Source organism: Micromonospora okii, assembly GCF_020884795.1.
Classification (GTDB): Bacteria; Actinomycetota; Actinomycetes; order Mycobacteriales; family Micromonosporaceae; genus Micromonospora; species Micromonospora okii.
In genome coordinates this window covers 192803-215522 of record NZ_BBZF01000024.1, presented here as the reverse complement: position 1 = coordinate 215522, position 22720 = coordinate 192803, and the positions used below count along the sequence as shown (strand labels likewise).

Below are 22720 nucleotides of genomic sequence, written 5' to 3'. Positions count from 1 at the left end.
GCCGGCGAGCCGGGCCAGCTCCTCCTCGACGATCGACGGGTCGAGCTTGCGGAAGACCGGCTTCGGCGCCGCGAGCGGCCGGCCCACCTGCAGCGGTACGGACTCCCAGCGCGCGCCGACCGTGTAGTCCCCGGTCAGCACCGGGTACGCCGGCCCGCCGTCGAGGTCGTCGACCTCGGAGATCACCGGCATCGGCGCGTGCACGCCGGTGCCGCCGAGCAGCTCGTGGATCTTCTGCGCGGAGTGCGGCAGGAACGGCGTGAGCAGCGTGTTCGCGTCGCTGACGACCTGGAGGGCGACGTGCAGGATCGTGCCCATCCGGGGCTTGTCGTCCTCGCCCTTGAGTTTCCAGGGGGCCTGCTCGGAGAGGTACCGGTTGGCCTCGGCGACGACCCGCATGGCCTCGCCGATGGCCTGCTTCTGCCGGTGCCGGGCGATCAGGTCGCCGACGGTCGCGAAGCCGGTCCGCGCGGTGGCGAGCAGCGCCTCGTCGGCCTCGGTGAGCCCGGCCGGGTCGACCGGCGGGATCGCGCCGAAGTTCTTCGCCGCCATCGAGACGGACCGGTTGACCAGGTTCCCCCAGCCGGCCACCAGCTCGTCGTTGTTGCGGCGGAGGAACTCCGCCCAGGTGAAGTCCGTGTCGTTGCTCTCCGGGCCGGCGACGGCGATGAAGTAGCGCAGCGCGTCCGCGTCGTACCGCTCGAGGAAGTCCCGCACGTAGATGACGACCTTGCGGGACGAGGAGAACTTGCGCCCCTCCATGGTGAGGTACTCGCTGGAGACCACCTCGGTGGGCAGGTTGAGCCGGCCCAGGGCGCCCGGTGAGCCGTCGCGGTCGCCCGCGCCGGAGTACCCGCCGAGCAGCGCCGGCCAGATCACCGAGTGGAAGACGATGTTGTCCTTGCCCATGAAGTAGTAGCCCAGGGCGTCCTTGCCCTCGGCGTCGGCGGACCACCACTTGCGCCACGCCTCCGGGTCGCCGGTGCGGCGGGCCCACTCGATGGAGGCGGAGAGGTAGCCGATGACCGCGTCGAACCAGACGTAGATGCGCTTGTCGGGGCGGTCCCGCCAGCCGTCGAGGGGGATCGGCACACCCCACTCCAGGTCACGGGTGATCGCCCGGGGCTGGAGGTCGTCGAGCAGGTTCTTCGAGAACCGCAGCACGTTGGGCCGCCAGCCCTCCCGGCTGTCCAGCCACCGCCGCAGCGCGTCGGCCAGGGCCGGCAGGTCGAGGAAGAAGTGCTCCGTCTCGACGAACTCCGGCGTCTCGCCGTTGATCTTCGACTTGGGGTTGATCAGGTCGACCGGGTCGAGCTGGTTGCCGCAGTTGTCGCACTGGTCGCCCCGGGCGCTGTCGTACCCGCAGATCGGGCAGGTGCCCTCGATGTAGCGGTCGGGCAGGGTGCGCCCCGTCGACGGGGAGATGGCGCCGATGGTGACCTTCGGGACGATGTAGCCGTTGCGGTGCAGCCCGGCGAACACCTCCTGCACCACGGCGTAGTGGTTGCGGGTGGTGGTGCGGGTGAACAGGTCGTACGACAGCCCGAGCGCCCGGAGGTCCTCGGCGATCACCCGGTTGTACCGGTCGGCCAGCTCGCGCGGGGTGACCCCCTCGGCGTCGGCCTGCACCTGGATCGGGGTGCCGTGCTCGTCGGTGCCGGAGACCATGAGCACGTCGTGGCCGGCCATGCGCATGTACCGGGCGAAGACGTCGGAGGGAACGCCGAAACCGGAGACGTGGCCGATGTGGCGCGGGCCGTTGGCGTACGGCCAGGCTACCGCCGCGAGAACGTGACTCATGACCAGCAAGCCTAGTGACCGCCTCGCGCGCCCCGCGAACCAATGGGGCTGCCGACGCGCCGCGCGCCGGGTCGGGCCGCCGCGACGGCCCGGTGCGGCACGCGGCACGACCTCGCCCCGGCCGATCCTCTCCCCGCCCGAATTGTCGCCGACACGCGGCCTGAGCTGCCCTTCATCCGGCCCCGGGCGGTGTCCAATGAACGCCGTGACTGGCAGACGAGCCGGCCCGGAGCACGAGGACGCGTCCTCCGGCCCGGCGGCCGACGACGACCCCGGACCGCCGCCCCGGCCCGCCCCGGTCGCGCCGCACCCCCGCCCCGGCCCGCCGGGCGAGCTCGGTACGCCGCCCGCCCCGCCGGGCGACCCCGGTGCGCCGGGCAATCCCGTTCCGGCCGGCGGTCCCGTCCCGGCCGGCAATCCCGCCCCGGCCGGGGGTCCTGGCGCGCCGCACCCCCGCCCCGGGCCGTCCGGCGACCCCGGACCGCCGCCCGCTGCGGCCGGGGGTCCTGGCGCGCCCGGCCCGCCCGAGCAGTCGACCGGCCGCCCGCACCGCCCGGTGGAGGTGGAGCCGACCACCGGCGCGCCCGTCGACGCCGTACCCCGTCGGGTCCCGGTCCGGCAGCCCGGCGGCCGGATCGGACCGACTCCCGGCGCGGGCGCGCGGGCCGACGACGAGGGGCTGTTCTGGGCGCCGATCGAGCAGGCGCACTGGGACGGCACGCCGCTGCGCGAGGAGCACGGCCGGCGGCGCTGGTGGTGGCGGGGCCTCGACCCCGCCTCGGGCGTGCGCCTGCGTCGGCGGCGGACCGCCGACCGCCGACCGCACCCGCCGCAACCCTGGCAGGGGCTCTCGGCGCTGCTGGCGCTGAGCCTGCTCGCCGCGTTCTTCGCCTGGGTGAGCGCCGGCCCGTTCTGGCTGGCCGTCGGGCACGGCACCGGCGGCAGCGCGGTCGTCGGCGAGTGCACCGGCGGCGGGCTGACGCAGCGCTGCCGGGGGATCTTCACCGCCGACGGCGACCGGTTCGTCGCCTTCGGGGTGCGCATCAGCGGGGTCCCCGGCGAGCGCGCCGCCGCCGAGGCCACCCTGCCGGCCCGGATGACCGGCCCGGACGGCGACACCGCGTACGCCGACACGGGCGCGGCCCGGCACCTGCGCTGGCTGCTCGGGCTGGCGCTGGTGCTCGCCTGCGGCGCGGGGATCGCCCGGTACACCGGCGCGACCCGGCTCGCCGACCGACGGGCCCGCCGCTGGGCGGTGACGGTTGCCGTGGCGGGCCCGCTCGTGATCACCGCGGGGTTCCTCGCCGCCGCCTGGTGACCCGCCTGCCCCGACCGCCCCGCCCGCTCCGCCCGCCGGCGACCCGCCCGCCGGACGAGGTTAGGAAGGGACCCTTCCTCTACCGAATGCGTTAATAAGGTGCCCTTCCTTACACCGTGTGCACGACGGTGTAGAGGTCGCGTCGGCGCAGGCCGTGCTCGGTGGCGACCTCGGTGATCGCGTCGCGCCGGGACAGCCCGGCGGCCTCCCGCTCGGCGACGGCGGCGCGCAGCGTCTCGTCGTCGGGGCGGCGGGCGGCGGCCGGCGGCGCACCGGCCACCACGAGGGTGATCTCGCCGCGCGGCCCGCTCCCGGCGGCCCACGTCGCCAGCTCGCCCAGCGGGCGGCGCACGACCTCCTCGTACGTCTTGGTCAGCTCCCGGCACAGCGCGGCGGGGCGGTCGGCCCCGAACTCGGCGGCCAGGTCGGTCAGCGCCCCGGCGATCCGGTGCGGTGCCTCGAACAGGACCAGGGTCCGCTCCTCGGCGGCCAGGGCGCGCAGCCGCGACCGCCGCGCCCCGGGCGTGCGGGGCAGGAAGCCCTCGAAGCAGAACCGGTCGCTGGGCAGGCCGGACAGGGCCAGGGCCGTGGTGACGGCACTGGGCCCGGGGGCGGCGGTGACCGGCACCCCGGCGTCCAGGGCGCCCCGGACCAGCCGGTACCCGGGGTCGGAGACGCTGGGCATCCCGCCGTCGGTGACGAGCGCGACGACGTACCCCGCGCGGAGCACCTCGACCAGTTCGGGGGTGCGACGCTCCTCGTTGCCCTCGAAGTAGGAGACGATCCGGCCGGGAACGGTCACGTCGAGATCCCGGGCCAGCCGGGTGAGCCGGCGGGTGTCCTCGGCGGCCACCACGTCGGCGGCGGCGAGCACCTCACGGAACCGGGCGGACGCGTCGGCCGGGTTGCCGAGTGGCGCGCCGAGGAGGATCAGGCGGCCAGATTCCGGCATTTCACCCACGACACGCACTCCTTCATCGACAGTTGTACCGGTATCGGAGACGACGGGCGCCACCGGGCACCTCCGCAGCCTACGATCGCAGCGTGACGAGTGCGTCGACAGCGCAGAGCGCGAGCGCGGGCCAAACGGGATCGGAGCACGCCGGGGCTGCCGGCGACGCGACCGAGGCACCCGAGGCTCCACCGACCTCCAACCGGGGCGTCCCGGCGATCGTGCGGCGCCGGCTGGCCACCGTCGAGGCCCGGCTGGACGGGTACTCGTGGCTGGCCACCGCCGTGGTGGTGGCGATCGCGGCGATCGTGCGCTTCGTCGGCCTCAGCGGCCCCAAGGGCAAGGTCTTCGACGAGATCTACTACGCCCGCGACGCCTGGGGGCTGGTCGAGCGGGGCGTCGAGTGGAACTACAAGGACAACGCCGCCTCGTACGTGGTGCACCCGCCGCTGGGCAAGTGGCTGATCGGGCTCGGCGAGTGGGCGTTCGGGTACGCCGACGCGGAGCACAACATCTCCGTGCCGGGGCACCTGATGACCACCGCGCCGGAGTTCGCCTGGCGCTTCGGCGCCGCGCTCGCCGGCACCCTGTCCGTGCTGCTGCTGGTCCGCATCGGCCGCCGGCTGTTCCGCTCCACCGTGCTCGGCTGCGCCGCCGGCCTGCTGCTCGCCCTGGACGGCTTCCACCTGGTGCTCTCCCGCACCGCCCTGCTCGACATCTTCCTGCTGCTGTTCGTGCTGGCCGCGTTCGGCGCGCTGGTCCTCGACCGGGACGCCCGGCGGCGGCGGTGGAGCCGCGCCCTGGACGCCGGCCTCGATCCGACCCTGCCGGGGCGGGCCGGGCGGCCGGCCGGCGGCTGGCGGAACTGGCCGTGGTGGCGGCTGGCGGCCGGGGCGCTGCTCGGCTGCGCCTGCTCCGTGAAGTGGAGCGCGATCTACTTCCTGCCGGCCTTCGCGCTGCTGGCCCTGCTCTGGGAGGTCGGCGTGCGCCGCTCCGCCGGGGTGCCCCGGCCGTGGCGGGAGGCCCTGCGCGGCGAGCTGCCCTGGCTCGCGCTGGCCGGCGTGGTCATGGTCGTCACCTACGTCGCGACCTGGTCGGGCTGGCTGCTCAGCGACGACGGCTACTACCGGCGGGCCGTCCCCGGCAACCCCGCCCTGAGCGACACCCCGTTCATCGGGGCGCTGAACAACCTGTGGGAGTACCACAAGGCCGCGTACGGCTTCCACACGCAGCTCGACGACGAGCACAAGTACCAGTCCTGGCCCTGGCAGTGGCTGTTGCTCGGCCGCCCGGTGGCCTTCTACTGGTCGGGCGAGGGCGCGTGTGGCGCGCCGAGCTGCGCCGCGGAGATCCTGCTGCTGGGCACGCCGCTGCTGTGGTGGTCGTTCCTGCCGGCCCTGGTCGGGGCGGCCTGGATCGGCCTGGCGCGGCGGGACTGGCGGGCCGGGGCGATCCTGCTCTGCGTGGCCGCCGGCCTGCTCCCCTGGTTCTGGTTCGCCCTCGACGGCCGCACCATGTTCTCCTTCTACGCCGCGCCGGCCCTGCCGTTCCTGGTGCTGGCGGTGGTCTACGTGCTCGGCGCGATCGCCACGCCGGCCACCGCCCGGGCGGGGCGGGCGTCCGCCGGCTCCGACGACGACGTGGCCGAACGCCGGCTGGTGGGCAGCATCGCCGTGGGCGCGTACCTGCTGCTGTTCACGCTCTGCTTCGCGTACTTCTATCCGATCTTCGTGGGCAAGCTGCTGCCGTACGCGGAGTGGTCTGCCCGGATGTGGCTGGACGGCCGTTGGATCTGACGTCACCGGCCGGGCTTCTCCCCCGCCCCACCCCATTGATCAAGAGGTTTGCGTCGGGATCGGGCCCACCGCAGACCCAAACTTCTTGATCAACGAGCCGGGCGGGGCCGGCGCGGTGGGGCGGGCAGGGCCGGCGCGGCCGGGCCGGCGCGGCCCTGCGCGTCGGGTGACCGAGCGGTGGGAGGCCGGTCGGTGCGCGGTTTTGGTCTGGATATCGGACACCGGGTGACCGGCGGCGGGGCGCGGACGCCTGCGCGCAGGCCGGCGGGTCGGCCCCGGGCACACAGAAGCGCGCCCCGATCGCCTGCCACGGGGGAAGCGGGCGATTGGGGCGCGCAACAAGAGCTTAGCCACCGTGCACCACCGGCACAACGGTCCGACTCAGGTCAGATTTCCGATGAACGTCACCCCGCCGAATGGTTTACGTCCGACAGCTAACCGACAGTTATCGGCGGGGTCTCGCCGACGCCGCGCCACCGGGCGGGCCCGGCGGTCGGGGCTGCCCGAGCCTCCCCTGTGGATCTCACTAGAATCCGCCCGGTGATCAACAACAGACGATCGACAGCCGTCATCCGCGGGCTGCTGGCGGCGACCGTCCTGCTCGGCACGGTGGTCGCGCCGGGCGCACCCGCCCGGGCGGACGAGGAAACCCCCGCCGGACCACCCAGGGTCGAACTGGTCCTCGACGTCAGCGGCTCGATGCGGGCCAGGGACATCGACGGGCGCAGCCGGATCTCGGTGGCGCAGCAGGCGTTCAACGAGGTCGTGGACGCGCTGCCCGAGGAGACGCAGCTCGGCATCAGGGTGCTCGGGGCCACCTACAAGGGCAAGGACAAGAAGGTCGGCTGCCAGGACACCCAGCAGATCGTGCCCGTCGGCCCGGTGGACCGCACGCAGGCCAAGGCCGCCGTGGCCACCCTCCGGCCCACCGGCTTCACCCCGGTCGGCCTGGCGCTGCGCTCGGCCGCCGAGGACCTCGGCTCCGGCGCGACCGCCCGCCGGATCGTGCTGATCACCGACGGCGAGGACACCTGCGCCCCGCCGGACCCGTGCGAGGTGGCCCGGGAGCTGGCCGCGCAGGGCACGAAGCTGGTGGTGGACACCCTCGGCCTCGCCCCGGACGAGAAGGTGCGCCGGCAACTGCTCTGCATCGCCGGGGCGACCGGCGGGACGTACACGGCCGCGCAGAGCGCCGACGAGCTGACCGGCCGGATCAAGCAGCTCGTCGACCGGGCCCGGGACACGTACACGGCCGCGCCGGCCGTGGTGGGCGGCTCCGCCCGTTGCCCGGACGCCCCGCTGCTCGCCCCCGGCGTCTACACCGACCGGGAGCGATTCTCCGAGCACCGCTGGTACCGGGTTCCGGTGCGCGCCGGGCAGGAGCTGCGCGCCTCGGTGAGCATCGCGCTGGACCGCCCGGTCGCCCCCGACCACGGGGTGCTGCTGCGGGCCACCGCCCCCGACGGCCGGGAGCTGGTCCGGGGCGTGGACGCCGGCAGCGGCCGGACCGACGTGGTCTCCGCCGGCCTGCGCTGGTCGGCCGACGCCGACGCCGAGGACGCCGACGAGGCCCGGGACGCCGACGACGCCGAGGGCGGGGAGACCCCGGCCCCGGGCGGCGTCGACGCCGCCCCGACCACGGTCTGCCTGGTGGTCAGCAACGCGTTCGCCCCCCGCCCCGGCACCCGGGCCACCCCGGGAATGCCGATCGAGTTGACCGTCGACGTGGTCGCGTCGTCGCCGGCCCCGGCCGGGCCGGACCTGGGCCGGGGGTGGTGGCTGCTGGTGCTGCTGACCCTGGCCGGGCTGGCCACCGGCCTCGTCGCCGGCCTGCTCACCCGCTGGTGGGTCGCGACCTGGAGGGAGAACTGACGATGCGTACCCCGCTGATCCGTTCGGGGGCGGCGCTGGTCGCCGCCGCCGCGCTCACGCTGCCGGCCGCCCCCGCGCTGGCCGCGCCCACCCCCTCCCCCGGCGCCGCGACGGTCACCAAGGCCGGCACCTCGTTCCTCACCGCGACCGGGATCACCGCCGGTCAGCCGGTCCGGGTGGGGGCCTCGACCGGCGACTACCTGTACTGGTCCTTCCCGGCCGACGCCGGCCAGGTGCACGAGATCACCGGCACGGTCACCTTCCCCAAGGGCCGCACCGGCGCCTCCACCTGGACCGTCGAGGTCTTCGACGGGCTGCGCCGCCGGCAGGCGTGCACGGCGGGGGCGCAGACCCCGACCGCCGCGGCGTCGGCGACCAGCGTCGCGCTCGGCTGCACGCTGCGCCAGGTCCGGTCGTGGGCGGAACCGTGGTCGGCCGACCCGCTGCCCGGCACGTACTACGTGCGGCTCTCGGTCGTGGACCTGCCGGAGCCGGACCTCGGCCTGCCCGTCGACGTGGAGCTGCTGGTCTCCGCCGTCGGCGACGGCGATGCCCCCGACGACGGGGAGCTGAGCGCGCCGCTGGTGCCGAACACGAAGGCCGGGACGGTGTTGACCGCCGAGCCGGCGACGCCGGCCGAGGAGGACGACGAGGGTTTCCTCGACGGCTGGCTGCCCGACCTGTCGTCGCGGTGGATCTGGACCACGACCGGCGGCGTGCTCGCCGCGGTGGCCGGCGTGGTCGGCTTCGCGCTGACCCGCCGCCCGCGCCGCCCCTGAACCGGTCCGGTGGCCGCCCCGCACCGGGGCGGCCACCGGCGCAGGGCGGGTTGACCACGGCACGAGGCGGGCCGGTGCGAGTTGACCACGACACGAGGGGGCCGGCGCGAGCTGACCATGGCGCGAGGCGGGCCGGCGGCCGGCACGAGGCGGGGGTGTCGGGGTGTCGCCCGGCTGCGGTACGTTCGGCCTCGATGAGCATCCGGTACCTGCCCGGCCCCGCCACGGGGGGCGCAACGGTCGTCCCGGTGGCCCGGCGTGCGTGACCTGCTGCCGCCCGAGGTCGCGGTGGCCGTCGCCGGCCCCGACGACTGGCGCGGCGAGCTGCTGCCCGAGGAAGGGGCCTGCCTCGGTGAGCGGGCGGTGGAGAGCCGTCGCCGGGACTTCACCGCCGGGCGGGTCTGCGCCCGGCGCGCGCTCGCCCGGCTCGGCGTGCCGGCGGTCGCGGTTCCGTCCGCGCCGAACCGCGCGCCGGTCTGGCCGGCCGGGGTGGTCGGCACCATCACGCACACCCCGGGCTACTGCGCAGCCGCCGTGGCCCGCGCCGACGAGGTGCGCTCCGTGGGCATGGACGCCGAGCGGCACCGGGAACTGAACGCAGGGGTACGCCGGCTGGTCGGCCTGCCCGAGGAGTGGGACGACTGCGCGCGGCTGCCCGGCGGGATCTCCTGGGCGGCGGTGCTCTTCAGCGTCAAGGAGACGATCTACAAGGTGTGGCACCCGGTCGTCGGCACGTGGCTCGACTTCCACGACGCCCGGGTCACGCTCGACCCGGAGTCCGGGCTGTTCACGGCCCGGATCGCCCCCGCTCGGCTGGACGCGGCCCCGGTGCCCGATCCACCCGCGACGGTCACCGGCCGGTTCTCGGTCGACGCCGACCTGGTCCGCAGCGCCGCCGTGTTGTCACCGCGCTGAGCCGGTGGCGGTGACCGCGATTTGGCCGGCGACGATACCGTCAGGGCGTTCGAGACCGCCATGAGGTGCCGAGGAGTACGGTGAGTCACCCCCAGCCCCCCTACGGGCCGCAGGACCCCTACCAGCCGAGCCCGGACCCGACCGCCCCGGCTCCGCACTGGCCGGCCGACCCGACCGCACCCCTGCCCCCGCCGACCACCCCGCAACCGCCGGTCTCCGGCGCGCCGTGGACGCCACCGCCGGTCAGCGGCGCCCCGCAACCAGCCTCCGGCTCGCCGTACCCGCCGATCTCCGGCTCGCCGTACCCACAGCCGGGGCCCTTCTCCGCGCCGCTCGCACCGGACGCGGGCTACCAGCCGGGTGCGGCCTACCAGGCACCTGACCTGGGCGCCGCCTACCCGCCGGGCGCGGCCTACCCACCGCCGCCCCCGGGCGCGGCCTACCCGCCGGTGTCCGGCGCGCCGTACCCGCCCGTCTCGAAAGCGCCGTTCCCGCCGTACCCGCCGGGCGGCCCCGGCTACCCGCACGGCCCGGGCAAGAGCAGCAGCGCGAAGCCCGTCTTCATCACCCTGGCCGTCGTGGCGGTGCTGGCACTGCTCTGCTGCGTCTGCGGCATCGTGGTGATCGGCAAGGGCATCGACGAGGCCGCGAAGAAGGCCGATCGGCCCCAGCCCTGGCTGACCAGCGCCCCGGACCGACCCGGAGTGGCCGGCCCGGTCTCCCCCACCCGCCCGAGCAGCGGCAGGGCCTTCAACCTGAAGGCCGGCGAGACCCTGGTCATCGACGACGAGGACGGCACCCTGGAGATCACGGTGCTGCGGTTCCGCACCTCGACCAAGGGCTGCCGGTCCTACTCGCCCGATCCCGACAAGGGCCTCTACCTGACGGCGGACGTGACCGCGACCGTGAAGAAGGGCAGGATGTCGATCAACCCGTTCTACTTCCAGTGGGTGGCCACCGACGGCACCACGCAGAACGGGCTCGCGAGCGCGCTCGCCGGCTGCGGCGACCTGCTCGACTCGGGCGTGAACCTGCCGGAGGGCAGCAAGCGCACCGGCAGCGTGACCTTCGACGTGGCGGACAAGGACGGCGTCATGGAGTACCGGCACAGGCTGGAGACCGCGGGATCCTGGAAGCCGTAGGCCCCGGTGCCGTAGGCCGCGCGGCTCGTTCCTCGGCGGAGGCCGCCCCGACGGGGGCGGCCTCCGTTGCACAGGTGGCCCGGGACGGACCTACCGCCACCTGCCGCGCGCGAGCCGTACGCCGAACGCGACCGCGCCGACGACGAGCACGGCACCCAGGAGCTGGAGGCCCGGGGAGTCGTCGGCCTCCCCGTGCACGATGCCGGCGACGCCGGCCGCGACGGCGAGGACGACGACCAGGCCGAGGACGTACTTCATGGCTGCCCCTCTCATTCCTCGACCCATTCGAGGAGGTCGCCGGGCTGGCAGTCGAGCACCCGACACATCGCCTCCAGGGTGCTGAAGCGGACGGCCTTGGCGCGGCCGTTCTTGAGCACCGCCACGTTGGCCGGGGTGAGCCCGACGCGCTCGGCGAACTCGCCGACGCTCATCTTGCGTTTCGCCAGCTCGACGTCGATGCGGACGACGATGGGCATCAGATCACCGCCTCCATGTCGGTCCGCAGCGTGGTGGCCTGCCGCAGCAGCGCCCGCATCACCACCATCAGCAGCCCCAGCGCGGCGACCCCCACCAGCAGCAGGAACAGCAGCAGCGGCAGTCCCGGGTCGTCGGCCTGGAAGCCGACGTAGAGGAACACGCCCAGCAGCACCACCCAGGCGGCGGCGATCGACCACACGATCGCGTCCACCCAGACCAGGGCGGCGTCGCTGAAGATGCGGTCCCTCTGCACGAGGGTGAGCAGCCGCCAGGTGCACACGACCACCGCCTGGACGCAGAGCACCCAGAAAACCGTGACGGCGGTCATCGGCCACCGGAGGTGGGCGAGGTCCGGGGACTCCCGGGCCATGTGGGCGAACTGCCCGGGCAGCGAGAAGGTCTGCAACATCACCAGGATGCCGAACAACAGCACGAGGAAGACTCTGAGCGGCGCGACCGCTCGACGCTCCGTAACCATATATCGAATATCGCTTTGATTCTATCGATTGTCAATAGGTTCTGGGAATCGGAGCGGCATCCCGCCGGGACGGCGCGTGCGGGCCCCCGGGACACGGCGCAGGGCTTACAGTCGCGCGATGAACGTGGAGCAGGTCCAGCGGGCGTACGCCTCCGTCGCGGATCTCTACATCGAGCTGTTCGGCACGACCGGGCAGGTGCCCGCCGACGACCTCGCCCTCATCGGGCGTCACCTGTCGAACCGGCCCGGCCGGGTGCTCGATCTCGGCTGCGGGCCCGGTCACCTCACCGCGCACCTCCGGTCGCTCGGCTCCGACGCGGCGGGCATCGACGTCGTCCCCGAGTTCATCGCCCACGCCGCGACCACCCACCCGACTGTCGAGTTCCGCCTCGGGTCGATGACCAACCTCGACGTCGCGGACCACTCGGTCCACGGCATCCTGGCCTACTACTCGTTGATCCACCTGCCGCCGCAGGACCTCGACGGCGTACTGGCCGAGTTCCGGCGAGCGATGGCCCCGTCCGGGGCCCTGGTGGTCGGGTTCTTCGACGGCGACGAGGTCGCCGCCTTCGACCACAAGGTCGTGACGGCCTACCGCTGGCCCGCCGACGAACTTTCCGAACGGCTGGCGCGGGCGGGCTTCACAGAGGTCGAGCGCCTCCGGAGGCCCGGCGACGACACCCATCGACCGCAAGCCGCGATCGCCGCGACCGCGACGGACCTGCGAGCCGGGGCCGGAGAGCGGCGCGCCTGATGATCGAGGGGGCAGGGCCTCGCGCCGGCGGGACCTGCCCTCCGGGCAGCCACGGGGCCGACGGCCTCTCAGCGGAACGGGCCCGCCCGACTGCCGCCCAAGACCCGAAAGGCCGTCTCCGACTTATCGGAAACGGCCTTTGAACTGGGTGGAGCTGAGGGGATTTGAACCCCTAATGCCTTGGGCCAAGTAAAGATCATCCAGAATCGGGCAGATCTGGCCCCTGATCAGGGCTGGAGTCCTCAGCGTCTCTCGACGTTTTACAGGCGCTTCCGGGCTCAGTTGTGCCGGATCTGTGCCCGATGATCATGCCAGAGCATCGAACTTGATCGAGCTTTCGGCGTACGGATTCCGCTACAGCGTCAGGTACGCGCTGACGTACAAAGATCCGCCCGCTCCGAGAAGCAGCATGCCGCTGGCCATCGGCCCAGCCAGCCTCCGCATCAAGGCCTACGCTCAGTTACCGGCAGCAGTCGGCCAACGCCCGGATCGCGGCAGATCCGGATGACCGTTGGCAGGGGGACATCTGATTTATCGAGGCACTACCTCTCGCAGCGCCGCCGCGCGAGATGGAGGGTGATGTCGGCGGCAATCTCGACCGTCTCAGGCAGGACCTGCATGATCCGGCTATATACCTGCTCTTGCTCGGAGGCCGGCAATACGAGATAAGCCGAGATGGTCGAGAGATGGCCAACGTAGTCGCGAGCACTCATCGTCAAGCGCCGCTCGATCATGGACTGCTGAACATCGGCGAACCACTCAGACCGTTGGAGCTCCGTACCCGGCCACTGCATGTCATGTCCCAGAGGCGTCCCATCTGGAGACGGAACCTCGTCGCTCTCCAAGAACGGTGCCCGGGCCGCGCGCACAGCCTCCTCCACCGCCGGGTCAGCCAGCCGGACTGGTCCACCGCACGAGGCAAACACGCCACCCGGCTTCAGCAGCGCGGCCATGCGCGACCACCGACTCTCCGGGTTCGTCCAATGCAGCGCCGCTGCCGCATAAACCAGCCCGTAGCTCTCGCCCGGTCGCAAGTCCTCGAACGCGGCTTGCACGGTCTTGACGTTTGCTGGCACGTGCTTACGCAGCTCGGCGAGCATGGCCCCGTCAGGATCGGTCGCGGTGACCGTGAGCCCCCGGTGAGCGAACAGGCGGGTTGCTTTGCCTGTCCCAGCGCCAATCTCGAGGGCAGTCCGAACCGGCTGACCCGCGTACGTCATCACCATGTCGAAAAGCTCCACGGGATACCCCGGCCGGAACCGTTCGTATGCTTCCGCCATCGCTCCGAAGCTCAGTGCGCGACCAGACATGCCGAGCATCCTGGCACGATCTGCGCCGTCGATGCTCGGTCTTTTCGCGCGACCCAGCCGCCGATCACGGGCAGCGGAACTCTGAAGCAACGACGACCGGTCATCGGCAGATCAGGACGCCGCCAGAAACGGTCCGTCGTCACTCAACGTAATGATCGATCGTCCGCATCCCGATGTCGTCTGGCTCACTCCGGTGCTGACGGCCGACACCCAGGGCGACAAGGCAACCTGTCACACCTCGTTCGTCGGCGGCCTGCGCTCTATTCAGTGCGGCTTTACGAACGTGCCCTTCCCGGGCACCACGTAGACCAGGTCCTCAGCGACCAACACCCGAACCGTGTGCAGGATCGTGCCGCGCGCCAGGCCGTACGACCGCACCCGACCAGCGGTGGTGCGGCGACATCACCTACCTGCGCGTCGGTGGCGGCTGGCTCTACCTGGCCACGGTCATCGACATCGCCACCCGCCGCCTGATCGGCTGGTCGATCAACACCCACATGCGCGCGGAACTGGTCATCGACGCCTTGGACGCCGCAGCCGCCGCCCGCGCCGGCCAGGTCGACGGCGTGATCTTCCACTCGGACAGGGGCGCCCAATACGGCAGCGGTGACTTCGCCGACGCCTGCCAACGGCACGGCATCCGCCGCTCGATGGGGCGCACCGGCTCGTCGTACGACAACGCCCTGGCCGAGTCGTTCTTCGCCACCCTGAAGCGAGAGTTGGACGTCGACCGCCGACGCTGGACATCCGAGACTGATGCCCGCCGCGACATGTTCCGGTGGATCGCCTTCTACAACCACCGGCGCCGCCACTCCGCACTCGGCTACCTCAGCCCCGCCGATTACGAACAGACCCTTGCGCCGACTACGCTGCATCAGGTCGCGGCATAACCCGGTGTCCACATCCCGGGGGGAACCTCACCTCAAGCCACCTATCCAGGCTGGGTGTGGCTGACGGGCTACCAGCTCGATGAGCGGGGCAACGCTGTCAACAAACGGGAGATCTTCGTCAGGCTGGCGGGCCTGCACTCTGCCCGTCGATCTGATGGGCGCCCGGGGTCGGGGTCGGCTTTCGTGTCACGGTCCGGCACCCGGCGGACACCGCCACAGCGGCGCTCTTGACCTAAACCGCGACCAGGCGCGGAGTCGGCTCCTGGCCGATCGCCCCGACCCCGGCGGCTGCCCACCCCCTTCCAGGCGCAGGGTTTGACCTGACCCGGACTCGGTAGGAGCTGGCACAGGGGTCGTCTGCTCGGACACCGCAGACGCCGCCCCCATGCTTGGGGCTTGCCGGTCCTGCCCCGCGCGTCATTCTCGGCGCTCAGTCCCCGGCGGCGGCCCGTTCTGACGCCGGGGCACACGAGGGGTTAGCCCAATCGGCCGTGGAGCTGCACTGCGGCTGTCAAGGGCTCCCCTGATACGCCGTGCGCCGGGGCGTGACCGGCCGCCAGGCCGCACGCGCGCCCCGGCGCGAACACGGCGGCGGGCCGCAGGCCCGCCCTTGACGACCATGTGGCGCTGGTGCTCGCGGAACACGTCCGCAAGTACCCGCCCGCGTTGGTCGAGCTGGCCGACATCACCGCCGGGACACCCGACCCGGGGAAGCCGGCGAAGCGGCGGGCGGTCCCGCTGCTGTTCACCGACGAACAGGGCAGGCCGATTCATGATCAGCGTTGGTCCGACCTGTGGCGTGGTTGGCGCCGGGCGGCGGGCTGGCCCGACGAGGGCACGTTTCACTCCCTGCGGCACTACTTCGCGACGCGTCTGATCACCTCGGGTGCCGACCCGACCGACGTGCAGAACGCGCTACGGCACTCCAGCCTGCGGATCACGTTGGAGACGTACGTGCACTGGTGGCCGAAGAAGAACCGTCGCCGCAACATCGTCAGCACGGCGCTTCGGGAGGCTGCGGGCAACCGCTCGGGGGTGGGCCTTCCGGGCTGAGTTGTGCCGGATCTGTGCCAAACGATCAATGGCCAGCGTTTCCGCTGGCCATTGATGTTCTGGGTGGAGCTGAGGGGATTTGAACCCCTGACCCCCTCGATGCGAACGAGGTGCGCTACCGGTCTGCGCCACAGCCCCTCCGCCGGCGAACCGGCTTCGGTCCCACCCGGCTTTCACCGGGCGGGCCGGCGACAAGACTAACAGCACACCCGCCCACCGAGCGAATCCGCCCCACCTGTCGCCGAAAACCCCGGTCGAGGGCGAGGCCGGACGCGGTGACGGCGACATGGCGGGGTCACCGGGGGTGGGATACCGCGATGTCGCCGACACGGAGTCAATCAAGGCCGGCGGGGCCGATCAGGGCCGCACCGTGCCGATCAAGGCCGCGCGGAGCCGATCATGGGCGCACGGGGGCCGACCAAGGTCGCGCGGGGCCGGCTCATTCCGCGCCCGGACACCGCAGACCGGTGAAGCGGGGCTCAGGCCGAGTGGGAGGTGCGGCCCGACTGGTACGGGCGGCCCCGCAGCCCGCCCGCGCGCCGGTACGACACCGAGCCGCCGCCGCTGGCCGCCGGGGGAAGGTCGGCCGGGCGGTCGAGGCCCATCGCCGTGCGGCGTACCGCCTCGCGCTGGGCCGCCAGGCGGCGCTGGGCCTCCCGGCGGGCCGCCGCCCGGCGGGCCTGCTCCCGGCGCACCTCGGCCTGGCGTGCGGCCAGCCACGCCGCCTCGCGGGCCCGGGCGCGCCGCCGCCGGCGCTCGGCCAGCACCAGCCTGCGCAGGTGCACGACGTACGCCAGCAGCAGGGTCGCCGTGACCGAGAAGCTGATCCAGAACCCGGGGCCGACCACGACCACGCCGATCAGCTCGACGAAGTTGAGCAGCAGCAGGGCGGCCAGCACCCGACGGCGGCGGTAGACCGCCGGGGTGTGCTGACGGCGGCGGGCGACCCGTCGGCGGGACTTGCCGGGGGGCGGGACGGCGCTCAGCCGGCGTCGCCGCCGGGACGGGGCGGGCGGGGCGGAGACCGGCGCGGTGAGGCTTCCAGTGGTCGCATCTTCGCTCAGGGTGACCACAAGGGCACGCGGCGCGTTCACCGGGCGGCGGCCGGGGACAGTGCGACGCCGCCGGCGGCGCTGGAGCACCCGCGCCGTCGACTGCGCCCGCTCCGCCACCAGCCGCTCGGCAGCGTCGTACCGGCGAACCAACGCCGGCGCGAGGGCGAGCAGACCGGCGGCGGCGAGGACGGCGAGGAGCACCGAGGTCGGCACCCTCACCCCTCCCGTCACCGAATTCGGGGCAACCGTCGCGTGACCGCACAATATTCGACGAACCCCGCTTCGGGCGGCCGATCGTGCGGGCGTGCAGCGCTTGCCACAGCTTGCAGTTACTTGAGGTTACGGGCCGCCAACCATCTTGATTGTGCGCCGCGCCGATCACGTCCGGGTGGGACGGTTCACCTCATCGCTGCACGCAGTCGGTGCCAGCGGGCCAGCAGCCCGCCCTCGGCCGCTACTTCCTCGCTGGTCATGGCATATCCGATATGGTCGCGCCAGGCACCGTCGATGTGCATGTACCGCACGTGGTACGACTCCTCGCGGAAGCCCAGCTTCTCCACCACCCGGCGGGACGGCTTGTTCTCCGGCCGGATGTTCACCTCGATCCGGTGCAGCCTCCCGGGGCCGAAGGCGTGGTCGACGGCGAGCGCCAGGGCGGTGGGGATGACCCCCTGACCGGCCACCCGGGAGTCCACCCAGTACCCGGCGTACGCGGAGCAGAACGCCCGCCGGACGATGCTGCCGATGTTCAGGTGCCCGACCAGCCGCTCCCGCCCGTTCTCGCGCAGGCAGACCGCGAAGGGCATCCCCTCGCCGGTGCGGGCCGACCGGCGCTGGTCCCGGCGCACCCAGCGGAACGCGGCCGGCGAGTTCAGCTCGTGCCAGCTACCCGGCAGCGCGGACTCCCACGGCGCCAGCCAGGCCTGGTTGGCGCGGCGCACCTCCGACCAGTCCGCCGCGTCGGAGCGCCGGTACGGGCGCAGCAGCACCGGGCCGTCCGCCAGCACCACCGGCCACCCCGGCGACCGCCCGCTCCACACAGAACTCACCCAGCCCGCCTTCCGCTCACGACCGCAGGGCTCGCAAGCTCACTCCTCGCGCTCACCGAGCCCGCCCCGCTCGCGACTACGGGGCTCGCAAGCTCACTCCTCGCGCTCACCGAGCCCGCCCCGCTCGCGACTACGGGGCTCGCAAGCTCACTCCTCGCGCTCACCCTGCCAGCCCTGCTCGCGACTGCGGGGCTCGCAAGCTCACTCCTCGCGCTCACCGGCGCCGGTCGAGTAGGAGGACGTCCACCGTGGAGCCGGCGGCGGCGGTCGTGACGCGCTCGCCGAGCACCATCAGGCCGTTCGCGTCGGCCAGGCCGGAGAGGGTGAACGGCCCGCCCGCCAGCGGCTGGACCGTGTACCCCCCGCCGCGCCGCTCGGCGACGTGCGCGGGGCGGAACTCGCGCAGCCCGCCGGGCGAGGTGCAGGTCTCCAGCAGGTGCGCGCGGACGCTCGGCCGGAACACCGGCTCGGCCCCGGCCAGGAGGTTGATGGCGGGCCGCGCCAGCACCTCGAAGCCGATCAGCGCCGCGCCGGGCTCACCGGGAAGACAGACCACCGGCACCTCCTCGGCGCCGACCGTACCGAACCCCAGGGCGGTGCCGGGATAGAGGGCCACGTCCGTGAAGGTGACGGGCCCGGCCCGGCCCCCCTCCCGGCGGGACAGGATGCGCCGGACCATGTCGCCCGGCCCGGTGCCGGTGCCGCCGGTGGTGATGATCAGATCCGCGCGCAGCGTCTGGTCCTCCAGCAGCCCCCGCAGCCCCTCCGGGTCGTCGTCGCAGATCCCCACCCGGTACGCCAGCGCCCCGACCTCGGCGGCGGCGGCGGTCAGGGCGTGGGAGTTCGCGTCGACCACCTGGCCGGGCTGGCTGCCCCGGCCCACGTCGACCAGCTCGTCGCCGGTCGCCACGATGACGACCCGGGGGCAGGGCCGGACCACCACGTGCCCGATCCCGGTGGCGGCGAAGACCGCGACCAGGGCCGGGGAGACGTACGCGCCGGCGCGGGCGAGCACGGTGCCCGCCGGCAGCTCCTCGCCCGCGCGGCGCACCCCGTACCCCCGCTTGGGGGTGCGGAAGATCTCCACGGCGGCCATGCCCTGGTCGGTCCACTCCACCGGCACCACCACGTCGGCGGCGATCGGCAGCGGCGCCCCGGCGGCCACCGAGAAGCAGGAGCCGGGGGTGAGCCGCACGGGACGCCAGCTCGCCGCCCCCAGGTCGCCGACCACGTTCAGCCGCAACGTGCGGGAGCCGGGCGCGCCGGAGGCGGCGTAGCCGGCCGCCCGGCCCACGCCGGAGAGGTCGTCCCAGCGGGCCGCGTACCCGTCCACGGCAGCCTGGTCGAAGGCGGGGAAGGAGTGCGGCGCGACGACGTCCTCGGCGAGGACGTTGCCGTACGCCTGGGTGAGGTCGAGGTCGAGCGGAGGCAGCGCGCGTAACCTGCGCAGCACGCTGCCCAGGTAGTCGGCGAGCGGCGTCAACTCGTTCGCGGCCGCCTCGGCGTCGGCCGTCGCGGTCATGTATTAGAACCGACCGACGCGTCGGCCTTCACGAACTCGCCGAGCCAGGCGCGGAACTCGGCTCCGAGGTCGTCCCGCTCGGCGGCGATCTGCACCACCGTCTGGAGGTACCCCAGCGGCATTCCCGTGTCGTAGCGGGTGCCCCGGTAGACGATCGCGTGCACCGGGACGCCCTCGGTGCGCAGCAGCTCCATCGCGTCGGTGAGCTGGATCTCGCCGCCGCTGCCCGGCTCGGTGCGCCGGATCGCGTCGAAGATCCGCCCCGGCAGCACGTACCGGCCGAGGACCGCGAGGTTGCTCGGCGCGTCCTCCGGCTTCGGCTTCTCCACCATGCCGGTGACCTTCACGACCTCGCCGACGTCGGTCAGCTCCGCCTCGGCCGGCTCGACGGAGGCGATGCCGTACCGCTTGGTCTCGGCCGGGTCGACCTCGAAGAACGCCAGCACGACCCCGCCGGTGCGGGCCTGAAGCTCCAGCATCGCCGGCAGCAGCGGCTCGGACGGCTTGACGAACTCGTCGCCCAGCAGGACCGCGAAGGGCTGGTCGCCGACGTGCGACTCGGCGTACCCGACGGCATGGCCGAGGCCGAGCTGCTCGGGCTGGCGGCAGGTGTAGATCTCGGCCAGCTCGCTGGGGCGGCGCACCGCCTCCAGCCGCTCGGCGTCGCCCTTCGCCTCCAGCCGGGCCTCCAGGTCGGGCCGCCGGTCGAAGTGGTCCACCATCGATGTCTTGCCGCGCCCGGTGATCAGCAACACGTCCTCGATGCCGGCCTGGGTTGCCTCCTCGACGATGTACTGCAGCACCGGCCGGTCCACGACCGGCAGCAGTTCCTTGGGCACCGCCTTCGTGGCCGGCAGGAACCGGGTGGCCAGGCCGGCGGCCGGGATGACGGCCTTGACCGCGCGGGAACGACCGGCGGCGGCCGGTGAGGGGTTCGCTGAGTGCTCCGACATGTCGCGAGACTATCGGCCACGGGCGGACCGCGACGGGTGAGGACCGGAAGACGCGCCGCCCGGCCCGGACCGCGCCACCGGCGGATCCGGCCACCCGGGGCCCCGGTCGGGCGGGCCGACGGTCGCCCCGGCGGGGGCCGGCGGGCCGGACGGATCGGCCGCCGTGCCCGCCGGATCGCTCCCCGCACCCGGCGGATCGGTCGCCGTCACAGGTGGATCGGCCGCCGCACCGGCCCGGGGCAGGCCGTCGGGCGGGCTGACCGACGTCGTCGGCACGACGATCTCCTCCACCGGGGGCCAGGGCCGGGCCTCGGCGAGCCGCCAGGTGTCCCGGCCGGCCGCCTTCGCCGCGTACAGGGCGACGTCGGCGGCGTCGAGGGCCTGCTGGCCGGTGGTCGCGTGGTCCGGGTACACGGCGATGCCGACGGAGACGGTCACCCTGATGGCCGCGCCGCCGGGCCCGTCGAGCGGGACGGGCACGTCCCGGGTGGCCGCCCCGAGCCGCTCAGCCACGATGGCCGCCCCCCGGGCGTCGGTCTCCGGCAGCAGCACCACGAACTCCTCCCCGCCCTGGCGGAAGGCCAGGTCCACCTCGCGGATCTCGCCGCGGACCCGACGGGCGAACTCGGCGAGCACGGCATCCCCGGCGGCGTGCCCCCAGGTGTCGTTGATCGCCTTGAAGCGGTCCAGGTCCAGGGCGAGGACGCTGAGCATCCGGCCGAACCGGCTGGCCCGCTCCACCTCCCGGCGGAGCGACTCGCGCAGGTAGCGGTAGTTCCACAGCCCGGTCAGCGGGTCGGTCAGGGAGAGCCGCTGGGCCTCCTCGTGCATACGCACGTTCTCCAGCGCCACCGCCGCGTGCCCGGCGAAGGTCCGCAGGGTCACCAGGTCGTCGTCGTCGAACTCGTCCCCGCCGAGCCGGTCGTAGAGGACCAGCACCCCCAGCGCCGCTGCCGGCTCCGACCCGGCCTGTTCCACCCCGGCCCGCTCCGGTCCGGCCTGCTCCACCCCGGCCCGCTCCGGTCCGGCCTGCTCTGCCCCGGCCCGCGACGGTGGGTCGGCCGGGCCGCCGGGGGCGGCGAAGGGCACCGCGACGTACGCCTCGCAGCGCGGCTCCCCCGTCGGTTCCGCCGACGGGTCGGCCCGGCCCCGGGACGGCTCGCCGGTGGCCGCCACCGCGCCCACGATCCCCCGGCCCACCGGCACCCGCAGCGCCCCGGCGTCGATCGCCTCCGGCCCGCTCGCCTCCGACCCCGCCCCGGCGTCCGGCCGGCGGTCGTCGGACCCCCTCCCCGCGTCGGGCCGGCGCCCGTCGAGGCCAGGCCCCACGTCGGGCCGGCCGTCGAGGCCCGGCCCCGCGTCGGGCCAGCGGCCGTCGAGGCCCTCCGCGCACTGGCCGACCAGCGCGCCGCCGTCGACCAGCAGCACCGCCCCGGCGCGGGCCCCCGTGGCGGCGATCGCGCTACGCAGGATGACCCGCAGGATGCGGTGCAGGTCGTGGGTGCTGGCCAGGGTGTCGCCGAGCACCGCGAGGTGCCCGCGCAACTGGTCGCGGCTGCTGGTAAGCGCCTGGACGTAGGCGGCGGTCTCCCGGGTCATCCGGTTGAACGCGCCGGCCAGCCGGCCCAGCTCGTCGCGGCTGCGCACCGGCACCCGGGCGTCGAGGTCGCCACGGGCCACCCGGTCCACCGCGCTCGCCAGCTCCGCCAGCGGGCGGGTGGTGACCCGGGCCAGCCGCCAGGCGGCGGCGACCGCCAGCAGCCCGGCCAGCACCACCGCGCCGACCAGCGCCGCGTAGAGGCCGGGGGGCTGCTCGCTGGGGACGGAGAGCACCAGTGGCAGCGGCTGCCCCGGCGACGGGCCGATCCGGCGCACGTACCGGCCGTCGCCCGTGTCGGCGACCCGGTCGTCGGTGGCCCGGCGGGCGGCGGCGAGCACCGCGTCGCGTACCCGGGGGGCCTCGGTGGTGTGGACGGCGCCCGGCGCGCCGTCGAGGACGGTGACCGCGACGCCGGTGACCGCCGCCAGCCGGGCCACGAACTCCGGGTCGACCGGCTGGGCGGCGGCGACCGTGCCGAGGTCCGCGCCGGTCGGGTCGCGCAGCCCCACCCGGGCGGCGAGGGCCCGGACCGGGCCGGCGGCCGGGCCGGCGGCGGCGCAGTCGCGCCAGGGCCGCGCCGGGGCGCCGGGGGTGGTGTAGGCGGGGCTGCCGGTCACGTCGGTCACCAGCACGGCGGCGGCCAGGCCCCGGCTGACCACCTGTCCGGCCGCGCCCGCCCGGGCGGCGGGGCCGGCGAGGGCCACCGCGTCGGCCGCCGCGCGCAACTGCTGGCAGAGGGCGTCCACCGAGGTACGCGCCGTCGCGGCGGCCAGGCCGAGCCGTTCCGCCGAGCGGCTGCGGTCGACGGCCGCCAGGGTCGAGCCGACGAAGAACGCCCCGAGCAGGACGGGACCGAGCGCCACCGCGAGGAAGGCCGCCGTCAACCGCCCGCGTAGCGTCAACGCTCCCCCCGGAAGTTCGCGCCCGATGTAGCGATGCTGACACAGTGCGACCGAGCGGCAAACGTTGCGTCAGGAGTGTTGCGTGCCTGATTTTTCTCATGAA

At 74.0% G+C, this 22720-nt stretch carries 20 protein-coding genes, 1 tRNA gene and 2 pseudogenes; 10 read left to right on the top strand and 13 right to left on the bottom strand.

Annotation, left to right across the window (positions count from 1 at the left end):
• Window positions 1-1800: methionine--tRNA ligase (metG, locus tag LPU43_RS24150; RefSeq protein WP_229402796.1), on the bottom strand; the 1800-nt coding region annotated here is incomplete at its 3' end.
• Window positions 1801-1996: 196 nt separating this feature from the next.
• On the opposite strand from metG, the gene LPU43_RS24145 reads away from it, so the two are divergent.
• Complete coding sequence (locus LPU43_RS24145; RefSeq protein WP_373321804.1) at window positions 1997-3118, top strand: hypothetical protein; 1122 nt, start codon at window positions 1997-1999, stop codon at window positions 3116-3118.
• Window positions 3119-3227: 109 nt separating this feature from the next.
• On the opposite strand, the gene rsmI is transcribed toward LPU43_RS24145, so the two are convergent.
• A complete protein-coding gene (gene rsmI, locus LPU43_RS24140; protein WP_229402812.1) occupies window positions 3228-4070 on the bottom strand; it encodes a 16S rRNA (cytidine(1402)-2'-O)-methyltransferase in 843 nt (280 codons plus the stop codon).
• A 92-nt stretch (window positions 4071-4162) separates the two neighbouring features.
• Here rsmI and LPU43_RS24135 point away from each other — a divergent pair, with 92 nt between their 5' ends.
• The 5 genes from LPU43_RS24135 to LPU43_RS24115 all read left to right on the top strand — a co-directional run bounded on the left by LPU43_RS24135 (window position 4163) and on the right by LPU43_RS24115 (window position 10574).
• Window positions 4163-5866, top strand: a complete 1704-nt coding sequence (locus LPU43_RS24135; RefSeq protein ID WP_373321803.1) for a dolichyl-phosphate-mannose--protein mannosyltransferase — start codon at window positions 4163-4165, stop codon at window positions 5864-5866.
• Window positions 5867-6406: 540 nt separating this feature from the next.
• Window positions 6407-7738, top strand: coding sequence for a VWA domain-containing protein (locus LPU43_RS24130; RefSeq protein WP_229402795.1), 1332 nt, complete (start codon window positions 6407-6409; stop codon window positions 7736-7738).
• A gap of 2 nt (window positions 7739-7740) precedes the next feature.
• Window positions 7741-8517 (top strand): peptidase, encoded by a 777-nt coding sequence (locus tag LPU43_RS24125; protein ID WP_229402794.1) that lies wholly within the window; start codon window positions 7741-7743, stop codon window positions 8515-8517.
• A gap of 258 nt (window positions 8518-8775) precedes the next feature.
• Window positions 8776-9432: a 4'-phosphopantetheinyl transferase family protein gene (locus LPU43_RS24120; protein WP_229402793.1), complete on the top strand. Its 657-nt coding sequence runs from the start codon at window positions 8776-8778 to the stop codon at window positions 9430-9432.
• Window positions 9433-9512: 80 nt separating this feature from the next.
• On the top strand, window positions 9513-10574 hold the full coding sequence (locus tag LPU43_RS24115) for a DUF4352 domain-containing protein (protein WP_229402792.1): 1062 nt from the start codon (window positions 9513-9515) through the stop codon (window positions 10572-10574).
• 90 nt (window positions 10575-10664) lie between these two features.
• Here the strand turns inward: LPU43_RS24115 and LPU43_RS24110 are convergent, their stop codons facing one another.
• From LPU43_RS24110 to LPU43_RS24100, 3 genes are read right to left on the bottom strand one after another with little or no spacing between them, the layout of a single operon-like run.
• On the bottom strand, window positions 10665-10832 hold the full coding sequence (locus LPU43_RS24110; RefSeq protein ID WP_229402791.1) for a hypothetical protein: 168 nt from the start codon (window positions 10830-10832) through the stop codon (window positions 10665-10667).
• 11 nt (window positions 10833-10843) lie between these two features.
• The gene (locus tag LPU43_RS24105) at window positions 10844-11050 is read right to left on the bottom strand and encodes a helix-turn-helix domain-containing protein (RefSeq protein WP_091094605.1); all 207 of its coding nucleotides are present in this window, start codon (window positions 11048-11050) and stop codon (window positions 10844-10846) included.
• Window positions 11050-11484, bottom strand: coding sequence for a DUF2975 domain-containing protein (locus LPU43_RS24100; RefSeq protein WP_229402790.1), 435 nt, complete (start codon window positions 11482-11484; stop codon window positions 11050-11052). Before LPU43_RS24100 ends, LPU43_RS24105 begins: the two co-directional genes overlap by 1 nt.
• Window positions 11485-11647: 163 nt before the next feature.
• Here LPU43_RS24100 and LPU43_RS24095 point away from each other — a divergent pair, with 163 nt between their 5' ends.
• On the top strand, window positions 11648-12283 hold the full coding sequence (locus LPU43_RS24095; protein ID WP_229402789.1) for a class I SAM-dependent methyltransferase: 636 nt from the start codon (window positions 11648-11650) through the stop codon (window positions 12281-12283).
• A gap of 542 nt (window positions 12284-12825) precedes the next feature.
• On the opposite strand, the gene LPU43_RS24090 is transcribed toward LPU43_RS24095, so the two are convergent.
• The gene (locus LPU43_RS24090) at window positions 12826-13602 is read right to left on the bottom strand and encodes a class I SAM-dependent methyltransferase (protein ID WP_229402788.1); all 777 of its coding nucleotides are present in this window, start codon (window positions 13600-13602) and stop codon (window positions 12826-12828) included.
• 142 nt (window positions 13603-13744) lie between these two features.
• Between LPU43_RS24090 and LPU43_RS24085 the strand changes: the two genes are divergently transcribed.
• Window positions 13745-13900 (top strand): hypothetical protein, encoded by a 156-nt coding sequence (locus LPU43_RS24085; RefSeq protein ID WP_229402787.1) that lies wholly within the window; start codon window positions 13745-13747, stop codon window positions 13898-13900.
• On the opposite strand, the pseudogene LPU43_RS28815 reads toward LPU43_RS24085, so the two are convergent.
• Window positions 13858-13968, bottom strand: a pseudogene (locus LPU43_RS28815) (GntR family transcriptional regulator); the annotation flags it as partial. The gene LPU43_RS24085 and the pseudogene LPU43_RS28815 sit on opposite strands and share 43 nt — an antisense overlap.
• On the opposite strand from LPU43_RS28815, the pseudogene LPU43_RS24080 reads away from it, so the two are divergent.
• Window positions 13965-14483 (top strand): annotated as a pseudogene (locus tag LPU43_RS24080) (IS3 family transposase); the annotation flags it as partial. The pseudogenes LPU43_RS28815 and LPU43_RS24080 overlap by 4 nt on opposite strands.
• A 630-nt stretch (window positions 14484-15113) precedes the next feature.
• Window positions 15114-15536, top strand: coding sequence for a tyrosine-type recombinase/integrase (locus tag LPU43_RS24075; protein ID WP_229402786.1), 423 nt, complete (start codon window positions 15114-15116; stop codon window positions 15534-15536).
• Between the two features lie 64 nt (window positions 15537-15600).
• On the opposite strand, the gene LPU43_RS24070 is transcribed toward LPU43_RS24075, so the two are convergent.
• From LPU43_RS24070 to LPU43_RS24045, 6 genes are all read right to left on the bottom strand, one after another.
• A tRNA-Ala gene (locus LPU43_RS24070) sits at window positions 15601-15674 on the bottom strand.
• 341 nt (window positions 15675-16015) lie between these two features.
• Window positions 16016-16810 carry a divisome protein SepX/GlpR gene (gene sepX, locus LPU43_RS24065; protein WP_229402785.1) on the bottom strand — a complete coding sequence of 265 codons (795 nt, stop codon included), beginning with the start codon at window positions 16808-16810 and terminating at the stop codon, window positions 16016-16018.
• A gap of 179 nt (window positions 16811-16989) precedes the next feature.
• Window positions 16990-17598 (bottom strand): GNAT family N-acetyltransferase, encoded by a 609-nt coding sequence (locus LPU43_RS24060; RefSeq protein WP_229402810.1) that lies wholly within the window; start codon window positions 17596-17598, stop codon window positions 16990-16992.
• A 256-nt stretch (window positions 17599-17854) separates the two neighbouring features.
• Window positions 17855-19162, bottom strand: a complete 1308-nt coding sequence (locus LPU43_RS24055) for a molybdopterin molybdotransferase MoeA (protein ID WP_229402784.1) — start codon at window positions 19160-19162, stop codon at window positions 17855-17857.
• Window positions 19159-20115 (bottom strand): UTP--glucose-1-phosphate uridylyltransferase, encoded by a 957-nt coding sequence (locus LPU43_RS24050; protein WP_229402783.1) that lies wholly within the window; start codon window positions 20113-20115, stop codon window positions 19159-19161. Before LPU43_RS24050 ends, LPU43_RS24055 begins: the two co-directional genes overlap by 4 nt.
• Before the next feature lie 9 nt (window positions 20116-20124).
• A complete protein-coding gene (locus LPU43_RS24045; protein ID WP_229402782.1) occupies window positions 20125-22617 on the bottom strand; it encodes a diguanylate cyclase in 2493 nt (830 codons plus the stop codon).
• Window positions 22618-22720 lie beyond the last annotated feature (103 nt).